The sequence below is a fragment of the Citrobacter sp. XT1-2-2 genome (assembly GCF_023516235.1).
Classification (GTDB): Bacteria; Pseudomonadota; Gammaproteobacteria; order Enterobacterales; family Enterobacteriaceae; genus Citrobacter; species Citrobacter werkmanii.
Window position 1 is genome coordinate 366,506 of sequence record NZ_CP097324.1, and the last position, 15,575, is coordinate 382,080.

The following is a 15,575-nucleotide window of genomic DNA, read 5'->3' on the forward strand; positions in this document are numbered from 1 at the left end:
ATCATAGCAAAATCACTAAAAATGGAATATCAGCAAATTCCTGGAGTTATTTCAACCTATTGACTTTTAATTTGAAATAGGGATTAACTTTTAGTACGTTACATAAATGTAAATAAACGGCAATTCACGTTGCCGAAACCGTGCGGTATATCGCACAATGACCCCAGATTTCACAGCAAAGACCCTCACAATGAGCAAATCATTACAAAAACCCACGATTTTGAAAGTGGAAACCGTCGCCCAATCCCGGCTGTTTAAGGTCGAAAGCGTGGACCTTGAGTTCAGCAACGGCGTACGCCGCGTTTATGAACGTATGCGGCCCTCCACGCGTGAAGCGGTAATGATTGTGCCGATTGTGGATGACCACCTGATTCTTATCCGCGAATACGCGGTCGGGACCGAGTCCTACGAACTGGGTTTTTCCAAAGGATTAATCGATCCCGGTGAAAGCGTATTTGAGGCGGCGAATCGGGAACTGAAAGAAGAGGTGGGATTTGGCGCGAAAGATCTGACGTTTTTGAAGAAACTCAGCATGGCACCGTCTTATTTCTCCAGCAAAATGAACATTGTGGTGGCAGAGGATCTTTATCCTGAATCGCTGGAAGGGGATGAACCTGAGCCATTACCACAGGTACGCTGGCCGCTCGCGCATATAATGGATTTGCTGGAAGACCCTGATTTCCACGAAGCGCGTAATGTGAGCGCGTTGTTCCTCGTACGTGAATGGCTGAAAGGGCAGGGACGGCTTTAATATCTATCCCACTAATACACAAACAATAAAAAAGGCGCCGAAGCGCCTTTTTTGATCAGAACAGTTCGTGTGTCTCACCATTATCGATAATGGTTGTCCCCACCTCGTGTACCGCCTGTTGCGTTGGCTGAGTACCTTCAATGAAATACTCTTCGCGGCTGTTACCGCCGCTCGCCAGTTGACCGGTACTGCGATCGATATTGACCGTCACGATACCCGGCGGCGGCGTCAGCGGCTGCTCGGGCACACCTTCCAGCACGGATTTCATGTAAGCATCCCACGCAGGCTGCGCGCTCTTCGCGCCGCCTTCATAGCCGGAGATTTGATCTTTGATCGCCCCGGAAGCTGTCGTGTGACCCAGATTGCGGCGATGATCGTCAAAGCCGATCCATACTGATGTCACTACGCCTGGTCCGTAACCGGAGAACCACGCATCTTTAGAACTGTTGGTAGTCCCGGTTTTTCCGCCGATATCGTGACGTTTCAGGTCGCGGCCCGCACGCCAGCCGGTTCCCATCCAGCCTGGTTCCCCAAAGATATTGGTGTTCAGCGCGCTTTTAATCAGGAACGCCAGCGGCGTGTTGATCACGTGCGGAGCGTACTCCTGCGTTCCACTCTGCGCGACCAACGCCTGGTTGGCCTGCTCAAGCTGTGGCATAGGCACGGCGGCATTCTGCTGCTCCTGCGAGACGGCGACATCTTCTACATTACTGTTTTCCAGCACGTTAGATTTCTGGGTATCGCCATAAATCACCGGAATATCACAATCCGGGCAGGCAATTTTTGGCTTCGCTTCGAAGATAACGCCACCCATATCGCTTTCGATCTTACTGATGAAATACGGATCGACGAGGAAGCCGCCGTTCGCCATCACCGCGTAACCGCGCGCCACCTGCAATGGTGTGAACGAGGCGGAACCCAGCGCCAGCGATTCGGTGTGCACAATGTTCTGTGCCGGGAAGCCGAAACGTTGCAGATACTCTGCTGCGTAATCCACGCCCATAGCACGCATGGCGCGTACCATCACCACGTTTTTCGACTGGCCCAGCCCCTGACGTAAACGGATAGGACCAGCATACTGCGGCGGTGAGTTCTTCGGCTGCCAGTCGGAACCGGCACCGGCATCCCAGCGGGAGATCGGCACATCGTTGAGCATGCTCGCCAGCGTCAGACCTTTATCCATTGCGGCGGTATAGAGGAATGGTTTGATGTTGGAACCTACCTGGCGTAGCGCCTGGGTCGCACGGTTAAACTTGCTCTGGTTGAAGTCAAAACCCCCTACCAGCGCCAACACCGCGCCGTTTTGCGGATTAATAGAAACCAATGCGGAGTTAACATCCGGCACTTGCGCCAGCCACCAGGCATCGCCAACCTGGCGTACCCAGATTTGCTGCCCGGTCTGTACCACATCTGTCACTTTACGCGGCGTCGGACCTTGCTGAGTATCCGAGCGGTAAGGACGCGCCCAGCGCATGCCATCCATCCGTAATGAAACTGATGTGCCATCCGCCAGCGCGGCAATGGCTTCCTGCGGATTGGCGCTGGTGACAACCGCCGGCAGCAGTGGTCCATATGTTGGCAGCGCTTTCAGCGTATCGGTGATTTTCTTGCTGTCCCAACTGCTTTCTCCCACTTTCCACAGCACGTTTGACGGGCCGCGGTAGCCGTGGCGCATGTCGTAATCCATCACGTTGTTACGTACTGCCTGCTGGGCCGCCTGCTGCACTTTGCGCGTAATGGTGGTGGTGATGCGATACCCGTCTTCATAGGCTTTCTCGCCATAGCGGTTATACATCTCCTGGCGCACCATCTCAGACAGATACGGCGCAGAGAAGGCGATTTCCGGCGCGTGATAGTTGGCGTCAATGGCCTCGCCGCGCGCCTGATCGTACTGGGCCTGCGTAATGTAATTTTCACTCAGCATACGCGACAGCACGACGTTACGTCGCGCGGTGGCCCGATCCATCGAATAGAGGGGGTTGAAGGTTGACGGCGCTTTTGGCAGACCGGCAATCACCGCAATCTCACTTAAGCTGAGCTGATCGACCGTCTTGCCGAAATAGACCTGCGCGGCCGCCCCCACGCCATAGGCGCGATATCCCAGGTAGATCTTGTTCAGATACAGCTCGAGGATTTCATCTTTACTCAGCAGTTGTTCAATGCGGATCGCCAGGAAAACTTCTTTGATCTTACGCATCAGCGTACGTTCCGGACTCAGGAAGAAGTTTCTCGCCAACTGTTGGGTAATGGTACTCGCCCCTTGTGAGGCGTGACCGGAGAACAACGCGACGCTGGCTGCACGGAAGATCCCCACCGGGTCGACCCCGTGGTGCTCATAAAAGCGGCTGTCTTCTGTGGCGATAAAAGCTTTGACCATCACTGGCGGCATCTGATCCAGCGTGACCGGGATTCGACGTTTCTCGCCATATTGCGCGATCAGCTCGCCGTCAGCGCTGTAAACCTGCATCGGGATCTGTAAACGCACATCTTTGAGCGTCGCGACGTCAGGTAATTGCGGCTCAATATAGCGATAGAGGCCATAAATCGAGCCTGCTCCCAGCAGGATGCAACATACTGCAAGGATTAATAAATACTTTACGAACTTCACTGGAGATTTCCCATTTAGTGGCATTTGGGCAGTTTATAAACAAACGCGCGGTAGTATAAAGGCAAGCCAGACGCATTGATATACCCGTTAAAGCAACGGGTGATACGGAGATCATCAGCAATGGCTTTTAATATCTGGAAAATTGGTCTGCATATTCAGCAACATGAAGCGCTGGCTGTCGCTGTCGTTCGCGACGCGTCCGGTTGGTTTCTACAGCGCTGGTGGCGTATGCCGTTGGCACCTCAGGTTATCGTTGATGGTCACATTCGCGAGCCAGAACAGCTTGTCGCAACGCTACTGCCGTGGAGCCGTGAGCTTCCTCGCCGACATCATATTTATCTCTCCTTTCCCGCCAACAGGACGTTACAAAAAAAGTTTCCTCGTCCGGCAATGACCTTGCGAGAGCCAGAGCAAACCGCATGGTTGTCCGGTTTGATGGCATGTGAACTGGATATGTCGCAGGATGCGCTGCATTTTGATTATAGCGAAGACACGTTGAGCCCGGCGTTTAACGTCACAGCCGCGCAAAGCAAAGAGATTTCAACGCTGCTGACGTTAATACAAGCGCTGAAAGTACAGGTTAAAGCGATTACGCCGGACGCTAGCGCCTTGCAACGATTTATTCCTTATTTACCCGAACATCAACAGTGTCTGGTATGGCGTGATGAGACCCAGTGGCTATGGGCGACCCGCTCGTCATGGGGGCGAAAATTGACGGGCGATATTGGCCGTCTCGACGAACTTGCCGCAACGTTATCTCTTTCCCCGACAGCTATTGCGCTATGCGACCCCAGCGGATTCGATCCTTTAAACGTCGTGTCCGTTCGCCAGCCGCCAATTCCACCACACAGCCACCGCTTTACCATTGCATTAGGACTGGCCATGGGAGGATCGTATTGATGATAGCGACCATCAATCTTCTGCCCTGGCGTCAGACTCGGCGGTATACCTGTTTGCGTTTCTGGGCCGTCTTCTTTAGCGCTGCTCTACTGCTGAGCATTGGCGTGACGTTAATCTATTACAGCGTTTTTAGCGTGGAAAACCGGGTCGAACTCCTGCTGGTAGAGGCTGAAAATAAGCGCATAGCGGCGCTGATGGCGCTAAAGCCTCGCTTGCAGCAGCGCCTGCAACAATGGCAACAGGTACAAGCGCGAAACAAACAGCGTGACCAGACCCAAAGCTGGCAACAGATTCTGCAACAGCTGGCGGAATTACTCCCGGAACAGGTGTGGTTAACCAAAATGACCTGGCAGCAAGGGACGCTGGAACTGACGGGAAATGCGCTGAACTTTGCCGCCCTTAAGGCGCTGGAAACGCAATTACGCCAGCAGCCGTTGTTTACGCTAAATCGTTCTGGCGAAACGCAGCAGGATGCCCAAGGGCGTTGGCAATTCCACTATCGTCTGACGCGGAGTGACACGCATGATAACGCTCTGTGATGCCTGGCTCGCGCACTCGCTGCGCTTTCGTGTTATGTGCGCATGCGGCTGGATTTTAGGGCTGCTTATGATGGTCGCGCTATGTCTTTACCCCGCCGCCAGGCTGCGGGGTATGCAACAAGAGGCGCTAAACCAGCAACGTGCTGCCATTCAGACGCAATGGCGAAACGTGTATCTGCTGGCGTCATCGTCAGGAGAGGCTGAAGAGACGTTTATTCCATTCTCTCCGTTGCTGTTTCAGACGCCCCTTATACGTCTTGTCCACTGGCAACCCGCCATTCAGGGCGGGGAGATGACGCTGAGGCCTGCGTGGGAGGCTATCCCGCCGGTGTTTGTCCAACTGGCGGAACAAGGGATGAGCGTCAGCCGGTTTTCTCTCAGTGTAGAAGGCGCTGAACTGCTGTTAACGCTACAACTGGAACATCTGAATGACGGTTGAACGCTGGCTGTTGGCATGCATCAGTGTGCTGATCCTGACCGGTATGCGTAATCCCTTCTTACCGCCGGAGGATCCTTGCCAGATAGCTGAGTGGTCGACGTGGCGTTATCAGGGAATGGTGAGCGTGGGTGAGCGACCGATCGGCATCGTGCAGGATGGGCAGCACAAATGGCGGCGAGTTGAGCGAAATGACGTCCTGAAAAACGGTTGGACGATTTCGCAGATAACGGCCGAAAGCTTAACCCTCAATACAGAGAAAAGCTGCGAGCCTGCTCAATGGCAGTGGCAACGACAGGGAGCGGTAAATGAAGCGATGGATGAGATGGATAGCCATGATGCTGCTGGTCGCGGTGTTCCGCGGGCAGGCGGGAAAACCGCAAAACGTAACGCTGGTGGTGGATGATGTGCCTGTTGTGCAGGTTTTGCAGGCCCTGGCGGAACAAGAAAAGAAAAACCTGGTGGTTTCACCGGATGTCGGCGGGGTGCTGTCACTGCATCTGACAGATGTGCCCTGGAAGCAGGCGTTGCAAACGGTCGTGAAAAGCGCCGGATTAGTGCTACGCCAGGAGGGCAACATTCTGCATGTGCATTCTATGCAATGGCAGAGTGAAAATGCGGCCCGTCAGGAAAATGAGCAGGCACGAATGCAGGCCAGCCTGCCTCTGGAATATCGCAGCATCATTTTGCAATACGCTGACGCCGCCGAGCTGGCAAAAGCCGGAGAGAAGTTGCTGAGCGCTAAAGGCAGCATGACGGTTGATAAACGAACCAACCGCTTACTGCTGCGTGATAATAGCGTTGTGCTTAACGCGCTGGAAAAGTGGGTGGCGCAAATGGATTTACCCGTTGAACAGGTCGAACTGGCGGCGCATATCGTCACGATTAATGAAAAAAGTTTGCGCGAGCTGGGGGTTAAATGGTCGCTGGCCGACGCGCAACAACCGGGGGCGGTGGGGAATGTCACTACGCTTGCCAGCGATCTTTCGGTGCCCGCAGCAACATCCCGTGTGGGATTTAATATTGGTCGCATTAACGGTCGGTTACTGGAACTGGAGCTGTCGGCACTGGAGCAAAAACAGCAGCTTGATATCATCGCCAGTCCGCGATTACTGGCTTCTCACCTGCAACCTGCCAGTATTAAGCAGGGCAGCGAGATCCCGTATCAGGTCTCCAGCGGAGAAAGCGGGGCGACATCCGTCGAGTTTAAAGAAGCGGTACTGGGGATGGAGGTTACGCCCACTGTTTTGCAGAAAGGGCGAATCAGGCTGAAACTGCATATCAGCCAGAATGTCCCCGGGCAGGTGCTACAACAAGCTGATGGTGAAGTTCTGGCTATCGATAAGCAGGAAATTGAAACGCAGGTTGAGGTAAAAAGCGGAGAGACGATTGCGTTGGGCGGCATTTTTTCACATAAAAATAAATCTGCGGCTGACAGCGTGCCGTTGTTAGGCGACATCCCCTGGCTTGGCTCTCTTTTTCGTCGCGATGGAAAAGAAGATGAGCGTCGTGAGTTAGTGGTCTTTATTACGCCCAGACTGGTGTCAACGGAATAACTTATGCATGAAAAACCGTTGTTTTTGCACTGAACACGTTTCAGGGATTTGACGTGGGGGTGTATTTAGCATACAAGGAGTACCGATTTGAGCGTCGGTACTTTTCTTTACTTATGCGGCAATGAATACGCTTTGCCTTTCTGGTGGTGTGTCATAGGCTTATTTTGCCGTCATTGGACTACGCGATACGTCGCCATGTCTGATGTTTGCAGGGCTGCATGCCTGCCACGACCAGAAATGCGTAGGGTTTGGTGATTTATTCAGTTGCCAAACCCGCTTGAGTATTGAGATAATTTTCAGTCTGACTCTCGCAATATCTTATGAGGTTTCAGTTCATGTCCTGCTGCGCTGGGTGTCTGCGAAGCGGGTTTACCATTAACGAATAGTCTTAGTAGTACCGAAAAAATGGCAGAGAAACGCAATATCTTTCTGGTTGGGCCTATGGGTGCCGGAAAAAGCACTATTGGGCGGCAGTTAGCTCAACAACTCAATATGGAATTTTACGATTCTGATCAAGAGATTGAGAAACGAACCGGAGCTGATGTGGGCTGGGTCTTCGATGTAGAAGGTGAAGACGGCTTCCGTGATCGCGAAGAAAAAGTCATCAACGAGTTGACGGAAAAACAGGGTATTGTGCTGGCAACTGGCGGTGGCTCTGTAAAATCACGTGAAACACGTAACCGTCTCTCCGCGCGTGGCGTCGTGGTCTATCTTGAAACGACAATTGAAAAACAACTTGCGCGTACTCAACGTGACAAGAAACGCCCGCTGCTGCAGGTAGAATCACCGCCTCGTGAAGTTCTGGAAGCGTTGGCTGACGAACGCAATCCTCTGTACGAAGAGATTGCCGACGTGACCATTCGCACCGACGATCAGAGCGCAAAAGTCGTAGCAAACCAGATTATTCATATGTTGGAAAGCAACTAATTCTGGCCGAATACACACTCGTCTGCGGGTACAAGTAACTAAGGTGGATGTCGCGTAATGGAGAGGATCACAGTCACTCTCGGGGAACGTAGTTACCCTATCACTATCGCGGCTGGTTTGTTCAATGAGCCAGCTTCATTCTTACCGCTGAAATCGGGCGATCAGGTTATGTTGGTGACCAACGAAACCCTGGCTCCCCTGTATCTCGATAAGGTTCGCGGCGTACTTGAACAGGCGGGTGTTAACGTTGATAGCGTTATCCTTCCCGATGGCGAACAGTATAAAAGCCTGACGGTTCTGGATACGGTTTTCACCGCGTTACTGCAAAAACCGCACGGTCGAGATACCACGTTAGTCGCACTTGGCGGCGGCGTGATTGGCGACCTGACCGGTTTCGCGGCAGCCAGCTACCAGCGCGGTGTTCGTTTCATTCAAGTCCCGACAACTCTGTTGTCGCAGGTCGACTCCTCCGTCGGCGGCAAAACCGCCGTAAACCATCCCCTCGGTAAAAACATGATTGGCGCGTTTTACCAACCAGCCTCCGTGGTGGTGGATCTCGATTGTCTGAAAACGCTTCCTGCGCGTGAGCTGGCATCGGGGCTGGCGGAAGTCATCAAATACGGCATCATTCTTGACGGTGAGTTTTTCAACTGGCTGGAAGACAATCTGGACGCGTTATTGCGTCTGGACGGTCCGGCAATGGCGTACTGTATTCGCCGTTGTTGTGAGCTGAAAGCAGAAGTTGTCGCAGCAGACGAGCGCGAAATGGGCTTACGTGCTTTACTGAATCTGGGACACACGTTCGGCCATGCGATCGAAGCTGAAATGGGTTATGGCAATTGGTTACATGGTGAAGCCGTCGCAGCAGGTATGGTAATGGCTGCTCGTACGTCAGAACGTCTGGGTCAGTTTAGCTCTGCGGATACGCAGCGCATCATTACGCTGCTACAGCGAGCAGGCTTACCGGTTAATGGGCCACGTGAAATGTCCACCGAGGCCTATTTGCCGCATATGCTGCGAGATAAAAAAGTGTTAGCGGGAGAGATTCGTTTAGTGCTTCCGCGGGCAATAGGGAAGAGTGAAGTGCGCGGCGGAGTGTCGCACGAGGTGGTTCTTAACGCTATTGCTGATTGCCAGCAGGCGTAACAACAAGAAAGGTCCGACGTACGTTGCGAAACGTAGGTCTTTTAGCTTCAGGTTACGTGCAAAGTTGTAAGCATTAACCTTTGAGTGGGGTGTTAAATGGATGAATTCAAACCAGAAGACGAGCTGAAACCCGATCCCAGCGATCGTCGTACTGGTCGTTCTCGTCAATCGTCTGAACGCGATAATGAGCCGCAAATCAATTTTGATGATGTTGATCTGGATGCTGACGATCGCCGTCCTGCGCGCGCACGTAAAGAGCGTGAAGAAGAGCGGGACATCGAAGAAGACTATGAATCTGATGACGATGCGGTGGATGAAGAGCGTGTAGAACGTCGTCCGCGCAAGCGTAAGAAAGCGGTCAGTAAACCTGCCTCTCGTCAGTATATGATGATGGGTGTGGGCGTGCTGGTGCTGCTGCTGTTGATCATCGGTATTGGTTCTGCGCTGAAAGCCCCCTCATCTTCTTCCAGTGAACAGACGGCGTCTGGCGAGAAGAGCATCGATCTTTCTGGCAGCAATGCGACGGATCAGGCGAACACGAATACGCCTGCAACGGGCGCTGAGCAGACGGCGGGCAATACCCAGCAGGATGTTTCCCTGCCGCCGATTTCCTCTACCCCCACTCAAGGTCAGACGCCTGCGGCAACTGAAGGTCAGCAGCGTGTTGAAGTGCAGGGCGATCTGAACAATGCGCTGACGCAACCGCAAGGTCAGGAGCAGGTTAACAACGTCGTGGTGAACTCTACGCTGCCGACCGAACCCGCGACCGTCGCACCCGTTCGTAATGGTACTGCTGCGCGCCAGACTGCCAAAACGGAAACGGTTGAACGTCCTGCTGCTACGCACCAGGAACGTAAACAGGCCGTCATTGAGCCGAAGAGCAAACCGCAGACCACGGTGAAAGCGGCGACGACAGAGCCGAAACCTGTTGCTCAGGCAAAACCAACCGCGACTGCGCCGACGACCACAACCAAAGCGCCTGTGGTAACCGCTGCGCCAAAAGCGACAGCAGAACCGAAAGCAACCGCGACGACGACGCCTGCACAAACTGCAACACCTGCGCCAACCGCGACGGCAACGCCTGCACAAACTGCAACACCTGCGCCAACCGCGACGGCAACGCCTGTGGCTGGCGGAGCGAAAAGTACAGGAAATGTTGGCGCGTTAAAATCTGCGCCGTCCGGCCATTACACGCTGCAGCTCAGCAGTTCTTCTAACTACGACAACCTGAACGGTTGGGCGAAGAAAGAAAACCTGAAGAACTACGTGGTGTATCAGACGACGCGTAACGGTCAACCGTGGTATGTTCTGGTGACGGGCGTGTACGCGTCTAAAGAAGATGCGAAACGTGCAGTGTCTACGTTACCCGCCGATATTCAGGCGAAAAATCCGTGGGCAAAACCGCTGCACCAGGTTCAGGCCGATTTGAAGTAAGATAGGATATGTTCTGCAATGGTTTGCTGTTTCGCCCAATTGCGGGACAAAGACTAAAGCGCAGGATGCTGTCGGAGCTTTCTCCACAGCCGGAGAAGGTGTAATTAGTTAGTCAGCATGAAAAAAAATCGCGCTTTTTTGAAATGGGCAGGGGGAAAATACCCCCTGCTTGATGATATCAAACGGCATTTACCCCAGGGTGAGTGTCTGATTGAACCCTTCGTAGGGGCCGGGTCGGTGTTTCTCAACACCGACTTTTCTCGTTATATTCTTGCCGATATCAACAGCGACCTCATCAGTCTCTATAACATCGTGAAGACCCGTACCGATGAGTACGTGCAGGCTTCGCGCGAGCTGTTTATGCCTGAAACTAATCAGGCTGAGGTGTACTACCAGTTCCGGGAAGAATTTAATACCTGCCAGGACCCGTTCCGCCGCGCAGTGCTATTCCTGTATCTGAACCGCTTTGGTTACAACGGGTTGTGCCGTTATAACCTGCGCGGTGAGTTTAACGTACCGTTTGGTCGTTATAAAAAACCTTATTTTCCGGAAGCCGAGTTATACCATTTTGCTGAAAAAGCGCAGAATGCGGAGTTCCATTGCCTTTCCTATGAAGAGTGCATGGACCGTGCGGATACCAACTCCGTAGTCTATTGTGACCCGCCTTATGCACCGCTTTCGGCGACGGCAAATTTCACCGCGTATCATACCAACAGCTTTAGCCCGAAAGAGCAGGCGCATTTGGCCGAGATGGCAGAAAAGCTGGTCAGTAAGCAGATTCCGGTGTTAATTTCGAACCATGACACGCCCGATACTCGTGAGTGGTACCGGGCAGCGAAACATTTTCAGGTCAAAGTGCGGCGCAGCATCAGCAGCAATGGCGGCACGCGTAAAAAGGTGAACGAACTGCTGGCGCTGTATAAACCAGGAGTCGCAACGCCTGCGAAAAAATAATTCTCAAGGAGAAGCGGATGAAACAGTATTTGATCGCCCCCTCAATTCTGTCGGCTGATTTTGCCCGCCTGGGCGAAGACACCGCGAGAGCGCTGACTGCCGGTGCCGATGTAGTACACTTCGACGTCATGGACAATCACTACGTACCGAACCTGACCATCGGACCGATGGTTCTGAAATCGCTGCGTAAATATGGCATCACCGCCCCGATTGATGTTCACCTGATGGTGAAACCGGTCGATCGTATTGTCCCTGACTTCGCCGCCGCTGGCGCCAGCATCATTACTTTCCATCCGGAAGCCTCCGAGCACGTTGATCGTACCCTGCAACTGATCAAAGAGCATGGTTGTAAAGCGGGCCTGGTGTTTAACCCGGCAACGCCTTTGAGCTACCTGGACTACGTCATGGATAAGCTGGATGTGATCCTGCTGATGTCCGTTAACCCAGGCTTTGGCGGACAGTCTTTCATCCCGCAAACGCTGGATAAGCTGCGTGAAGTGCGTCGTCGTATTGATGAATCTGGCTATGACATCCGCCTGGAAGTTGATGGTGGCGTCAAGGTGAACAACATCGGTGAAATCGCGGCGGCGGGTGCAGATATGTTTGTTGCAGGCTCCGCTATTTTCGACCAACCAGACTACAAAAAAGTCATTGATGAAATGCGCAATGAACTGGCGAAGGTAAGTCATGGATAAGTTTCAGGATATTCGGGGCGCCGCTTTTGACCTCGACGGCACGTTGGTCGACAGCGCGCCGGGATTAGCCGCAGCGGTGGATATGGCGCTGTATGCGCTGGAACTGCCGGTTGCTGGTGAAGAACGTGTAATCACCTGGATTGGTAATGGTGCAGATGTACTGATGGAGCGCGCGCTGGCGTGGTCTCGTCAGGAGCGCGCGACATTACGTAAAACGATGGGTAAACCCCCCATTGATGATGATATTCCTGCTGAGGAACAGGTACGTATTTTGCGTAAGCTGTTCGACAGGTACTACGGCGATGTCGCAGAAGAGGGGACATTCCTGTTCCCTGATGTTGCCGACACGCTGGGCGCGTTGCATGCTAAAGGTTTGCCGCTGGGTCTGGTGACCAACAAACCAACCCCGTTTGTCGCGCCATTGCTCGAGGCGTTAGATATCGCCAAATACTTCAGCGTGGTCATCGGTGGTGACGACGTGCAGAATAAAAAACCACACCCGGATCCGCTGCTGCTGGTGGCAAGTAAGCTTGGCATCAAGCCTGAGCAAATGCTCTTCGTAGGGGATTCTCGTAATGATATTCAGGCGGCTAAGGCTGCTGGTTGTCCGTCCGTTGGTCTGACGTATGGCTACAACTACGGTGAGTCTATCGCATTGAGCGAGCCCGATGTCATGTACAACCGCATTAATGAACTATTGCCCGCTCTCGGGCTTCCGCATAGCGAAAATCAGGAATCGAAAAATGACTAAGCCCATCGTTTTTAGTGGCGCACAGCCCTCAGGTGAATTGACCATTGGCAACTATATGGGTGCGCTGCGTCAGTGGGTGAACATGCAGGATGACTACCATTGCATCTACTGCATCGTTGACCAACATGCCATTACCGTTCGTCAGGATGCTCAGCAACTGCGTAAAGCAACGCTGGATACGCTGGCGCTGTATCTGGCATGCGGGATCGATCCTGAAAAAAGCACCATTTTCGTTCAGTCGCACGTACCGGAACACGCACAGTTAGGCTGGGCGCTGAACTGCTACACCTATTTCGGCGAGCTGAGCCGTATGACCCAGTTCAAAGATAAATCTGCGCGTTACGCAGAGAACATCAACGCCGGTCTGTTTGATTATCCGGTGCTGATGGCGGCAGACATTCTGCTGTATCAGACCAATCAGGTACCGGTTGGCGAAGATCAGAAACAGCATCTTGAACTGAGCCGCGATATCGCTCAGCGCTTCAATGCGCTGTATGGCGACATCTTCAAAGTACCGGAACCGTTCATCCCTAAATCCGGCGCGCGCGTGATGTCGCTGCTGGAGCCGACGAAAAAAATGTCCAAGTCGGATGACAACCGCAACAACGTGATCGGTCTGCTGGAAGATCCAAAATCTGTGGTCAAAAAAATCAAACGAGCGATGACTGACTCGGAAGAGCCGCCTGTTGTTCGTTACGATGTGAAAGAAAAAGCGGGCGTTTCGAACCTGCTGGATATCCTTTCTGCCGTCACCGGCCAGAGTATTCCCGAGCTGGAACAGCACTTCGAAGGCAAAATGTATGGTCATCTGAAAGGTGAAGTCGCGGAGGCCGTTTCCGGCATGCTGACCGAGCTTCAGGAACGTTATCACCGTTTCCGTAACGATGAAGCTTTCCTGCAGAAAGTAATGAAAGACGGTGCGGAAAAAGCCAGCGCACGCGCGTCTGTTACGCTGAAAGCCGTTTACGAAGCGATTGGTTTTGTCGCCAGACCGTAATATTTTCTGCGTTGCAAAAAAACCGGGGAATCCCCGGTTTTTTTATCTGCGCAATAGCATCTATTACTGGTCTGCAGCCGGACCACAGCCACCAATAATTTTAGAAATTGAAATTGCTGGATGCAGGAAATAATCGTAGCTGCAGTTATTTTTTTTGTTTTCAATATGACCCGTACATGCGGTCAGTGTAGCCAGAACCCCAGCGACAATGGTGATTTTTGCAAATTTCAGCATGTTAAAATCCTTGTAAGATATCTATTTTTAAAATGGATGAAATCCATTTCTCGACGGTTAAGATATCAACTTAAATAAAATTTAAGTAGTCCGGATAAGGACATAACAAGCTTTATGTAAATTATATAATTAATGAATTGGATTACTAGGTGGTTATATTTTAATTAATAATTGGTTTGCTGAAGTGAGCATGTGGCGTATTTCGTTTATTATTTATTTCTGCAGGATGATAAATACATGCCCTGAATATCAGGGCATGTATTTACATTCAATTAATGATTCGAGAACCAGTTCAGCTTATCGCGTAGTCCAACCACGCGACCGACGATAATCAGCGCTGGGCTTTCAACCTGTTGCGCTAATTCCCCGAGCTGCGTCAGCACACCGTTGACGACGCGTTGCTTCACGGAGGTACCGTTTTCTACCAGCGCAACCGGCATATTGGCCTGCATGCCAAATTCGATCAGTTTTTCCTGAATTGTGGCCGCCTGATTCAGTCCCATATAGAACACCAGCGTCTGTTTCTCTGCCGCCAGATTTTCCCAGTCCAGCTCGCCGCCGGTTTTCAGGTGTCCGGTAACCAGACGAACACTTTGCGCGTAATCGCGATGGGTCAGTGGAATACCTGAATAAGCGGAGCAACCGGAAGCCGCGGTTATACCCGGCACAACGGAGAATGGAATACCGGCGTGGCAAAGCGTTTCCAGCTCTTCGCCACCGCGGCCAAAGATGAACGGGTCGCCACCTTTTAGTCGTACCACGCGCTTGCCTTGTTGCGCTTCACGCAGCAGGATCTGGTTGATTTCTTCCTGCGGTACGCAGTGGTAACCCGCGCGTTTACCGACGAATACCCGGTCCGCATCGCGGCGCACGAGGTTCATAATATCGTCGGAAACCAGACGGTCATAAACCACTACGTCGGCTTGCTGGATCTGCTGCAGCCCTTTCAACGTTAGTAACCCGGCATCGCCAGGACCGGCGCCAACCAGCACCACTTCACCACGGTGATCCAGTGGTTCGCTGAGCAACTGCTCGGTGGTTTCCTCGACAGCTTTCCGATCGTTGTTTGCCAGCGACTGCGCCAGGCGGTCATTAATGAACAATTTTTCCCAGAAGCGGCGACGTTCACCCATACTGGCAAACTGGTTTTTAACCCGGGAACGCAGTTTGCCCGCATACTGTGCGACCTGGCCAAGATGCTGAGGCAGTATGGATTCGAGTCTTTCACGCAGCAGACGGGCCAGCACCGGCGAAGTGCCGCCAGAGGAGACCGCCACCATCAGTGGCGAGCGGTCGATAATGGAGGGCATGATAAAACTGGCTGCTTTTGGCGCATCGACCACGTTGCAGAAAATACGGCGTGATTCTGCGGCGGTGCTGACGCTTTGGTTGACGACATCGTCATCGGTGGCGGCGATAACCAGCCAGCAAGGATCGAGCAGGGATTCATCGAACGGTCCCTCAACAAGCGTCAACATGCCTTCATTTGCCCATACGGTGAACTGCGGAATAAACGCCAGCGCATTAACCGTTAAACGGGCGCCCGCTTCCAGCAATAACCGCGCTTTGCGTTCTGCGACATCACCACCGCCGACGATCAAGCAGTCACGGTCACGTAGTTGACAAAATATAGGCAAATGATCCACG

Annotated in this window: 16 protein-coding genes; 13 read left to right on the forward strand and 3 right to left on the reverse strand. The window is 52.7% G+C overall.

Going from position 1 to position 15,575, the window contains the following annotated elements:
• Positions 1 to 190 precede the first annotated feature (190 nt).
• Positions 191 to 751 carry an ADP compounds hydrolase NudE gene (gene nudE / locus M4I31_RS01685; RefSeq protein WP_085049007.1) on the forward strand — a complete coding sequence of 187 codons (561 nt, stop codon included), beginning with the start codon at positions 191 to 193 and terminating at the stop codon, positions 749 to 751.
• Between the two features lie 55 nt (positions 752 to 806).
• On the opposite strand, the gene mrcA is transcribed toward nudE, so the two are convergent.
• Complete coding sequence (mrcA, locus tag M4I31_RS01690; RefSeq protein ID WP_085049006.1) at positions 807 to 3,359, reverse strand: peptidoglycan glycosyltransferase/peptidoglycan DD-transpeptidase MrcA; 2,553 nt, start codon at positions 3,357 to 3,359, stop codon at positions 807 to 809.
• A 120-nt stretch (positions 3,360 to 3,479) separates the two neighbouring features.
• On the opposite strand from mrcA, the gene M4I31_RS01695 reads away from it, so the two are divergent.
• From M4I31_RS01695 to trpS, 12 genes are all read left to right on the forward strand, one after another.
• Positions 3,480 to 4,259, forward strand: a complete 780-nt coding sequence (locus M4I31_RS01695; RefSeq protein ID WP_085049005.1) for a DNA utilization protein HofM — start codon at positions 3,480 to 3,482, stop codon at positions 4,257 to 4,259.
• Positions 4,259 to 4,798, forward strand: coding sequence for a PilN domain-containing protein (locus tag M4I31_RS01700; protein ID WP_085049004.1), 540 nt, complete (start codon positions 4,259 to 4,261; stop codon positions 4,796 to 4,798). Before M4I31_RS01695 ends, M4I31_RS01700 begins: the two co-directional genes overlap by 1 nt.
• Positions 4,782 to 5,237: a hypothetical protein gene (locus M4I31_RS01705; protein ID WP_085049003.1), complete on the forward strand. Its 456-nt coding sequence runs from the start codon at positions 4,782 to 4,784 to the stop codon at positions 5,235 to 5,237. The genes M4I31_RS01700 and M4I31_RS01705 overlap by 17 nt, the downstream gene beginning before the upstream one ends.
• Positions 5,227 to 5,640, forward strand: coding sequence for a HofP DNA utilization family protein (locus M4I31_RS01710; RefSeq protein WP_085049002.1), 414 nt, complete (start codon positions 5,227 to 5,229; stop codon positions 5,638 to 5,640). Before M4I31_RS01705 ends, M4I31_RS01710 begins: the two co-directional genes overlap by 11 nt.
• A complete protein-coding gene (hofQ, locus tag M4I31_RS01715) occupies positions 5,555 to 6,790 on the forward strand; it encodes a DNA uptake porin HofQ (protein WP_370621288.1) in 1,236 nt (411 codons plus the stop codon). Before M4I31_RS01710 ends, hofQ begins: the two co-directional genes overlap by 86 nt.
• Before the next feature lie 405 nt (positions 6,791 to 7,195).
• The gene (aroK, locus tag M4I31_RS01720) at positions 7,196 to 7,717 is read left to right on the forward strand and encodes a shikimate kinase AroK (RefSeq protein WP_003023552.1); all 522 of its coding nucleotides are present in this window, start codon (positions 7,196 to 7,198) and stop codon (positions 7,715 to 7,717) included.
• Positions 7,718 to 7,774: 57 nt separating this feature from the next.
• Positions 7,775 to 8,863, forward strand: a complete 1,089-nt coding sequence (gene aroB / locus M4I31_RS01725) for a 3-dehydroquinate synthase (protein WP_038634848.1) — start codon at positions 7,775 to 7,777, stop codon at positions 8,861 to 8,863.
• Positions 8,864 to 8,959: 96 nt separating this feature from the next.
• Positions 8,960 to 10,297 (forward strand): cell division protein DamX, encoded by a 1,338-nt coding sequence (gene damX, locus M4I31_RS01730; RefSeq protein ID WP_085049000.1) that lies wholly within the window; start codon positions 8,960 to 8,962, stop codon positions 10,295 to 10,297.
• A gap of 117 nt (positions 10,298 to 10,414) precedes the next feature.
• Positions 10,415 to 11,251: an adenine-specific DNA-methyltransferase gene (dam, locus tag M4I31_RS01735; RefSeq protein WP_085048999.1), complete on the forward strand. Its 837-nt coding sequence runs from the start codon at positions 10,415 to 10,417 to the stop codon at positions 11,249 to 11,251.
• A gap of 17 nt (positions 11,252 to 11,268) precedes the next feature.
• Positions 11,269 to 11,946: a ribulose-phosphate 3-epimerase gene (rpe, locus tag M4I31_RS01740; RefSeq protein WP_003023561.1), complete on the forward strand. Its 678-nt coding sequence runs from the start codon at positions 11,269 to 11,271 to the stop codon at positions 11,944 to 11,946.
• Positions 11,939 to 12,697, forward strand: a complete 759-nt coding sequence (gph, locus tag M4I31_RS01745; protein ID WP_038634839.1) for a phosphoglycolate phosphatase — start codon at positions 11,939 to 11,941, stop codon at positions 12,695 to 12,697. Before rpe ends, gph begins: the two co-directional genes overlap by 8 nt.
• A complete protein-coding gene (trpS, locus tag M4I31_RS01750) occupies positions 12,690 to 13,694 on the forward strand; it encodes a tryptophan--tRNA ligase (protein WP_038634836.1) in 1,005 nt (334 codons plus the stop codon). Before gph ends, trpS begins: the two co-directional genes overlap by 8 nt.
• A 63-nt stretch (positions 13,695 to 13,757) precedes the next feature.
• Here trpS and M4I31_RS01755 read toward each other — a convergent pair whose 3' ends face one another.
• A complete protein-coding gene (locus M4I31_RS01755) occupies positions 13,758 to 13,928 on the reverse strand; it encodes a YhfL family protein (RefSeq protein ID WP_006687392.1) in 171 nt (56 codons plus the stop codon).
• A gap of 272 nt (positions 13,929 to 14,200) precedes the next feature.
• A complete protein-coding gene (gene cysG / locus M4I31_RS01760) occupies positions 14,201 to 15,574 on the reverse strand; it encodes a siroheme synthase CysG (protein WP_085048998.1) in 1,374 nt (457 codons plus the stop codon).
• Between the last annotated feature and the right edge of the window lies 1 nt (position 15,575).

Bases quoted from the DNA above. Each gene is read 5' to 3' on its own strand.
- nudE (WP_085049007.1), top strand. From the start codon at position 191: ATGAGCAAATCATTACAAAAACCCACGATTTTGAAAGTGGAAACCGTC.
- M4I31_RS01695 (WP_085049005.1), top strand. From the start codon at position 3,480: ATGGCTTTTAATATCTGGAAAATTGGTCTGCATATTCAGCAACATGAA.
- M4I31_RS01700 (WP_085049004.1), top strand. From the start codon at position 4,259: ATGATAGCGACCATCAATCTTCTGCCCTGGCGTCAGACTCGGCGGTAT.
- M4I31_RS01705 (WP_085049003.1), top strand. From the start codon at position 4,782: ATGATAACGCTCTGTGATGCCTGGCTCGCGCACTCGCTGCGCTTTCGT.
- M4I31_RS01710 (WP_085049002.1), top strand. From the start codon at position 5,227: ATGACGGTTGAACGCTGGCTGTTGGCATGCATCAGTGTGCTGATCCTG.
- hofQ (WP_370621288.1), top strand. From the start codon at position 5,555: ATGAGATGGATAGCCATGATGCTGCTGGTCGCGGTGTTCCGCGGGCAG.
- aroK (WP_003023552.1), top strand. From the start codon at position 7,196: ATGGCAGAGAAACGCAATATCTTTCTGGTTGGGCCTATGGGTGCCGGA.
- aroB (WP_038634848.1), top strand. From the start codon at position 7,775: ATGGAGAGGATCACAGTCACTCTCGGGGAACGTAGTTACCCTATCACT.
- damX (WP_085049000.1), top strand. From the start codon at position 8,960: ATGGATGAATTCAAACCAGAAGACGAGCTGAAACCCGATCCCAGCGAT.
- dam (WP_085048999.1), top strand. From the start codon at position 10,415: ATGAAAAAAAATCGCGCTTTTTTGAAATGGGCAGGGGGAAAATACCCC.
- rpe (WP_003023561.1), top strand. From the start codon at position 11,269: ATGAAACAGTATTTGATCGCCCCCTCAATTCTGTCGGCTGATTTTGCC.
- gph (WP_038634839.1), top strand. From the start codon at position 11,939: ATGGATAAGTTTCAGGATATTCGGGGCGCCGCTTTTGACCTCGACGGC.
- trpS (WP_038634836.1), top strand. From the start codon at position 12,690: ATGACTAAGCCCATCGTTTTTAGTGGCGCACAGCCCTCAGGTGAATTG.
- M4I31_RS01755 (WP_006687392.1), bottom strand. From the start codon at position 13,928: ATGCTGAAATTTGCAAAAATCACCATTGTCGCTGGGGTTCTGGCTACA.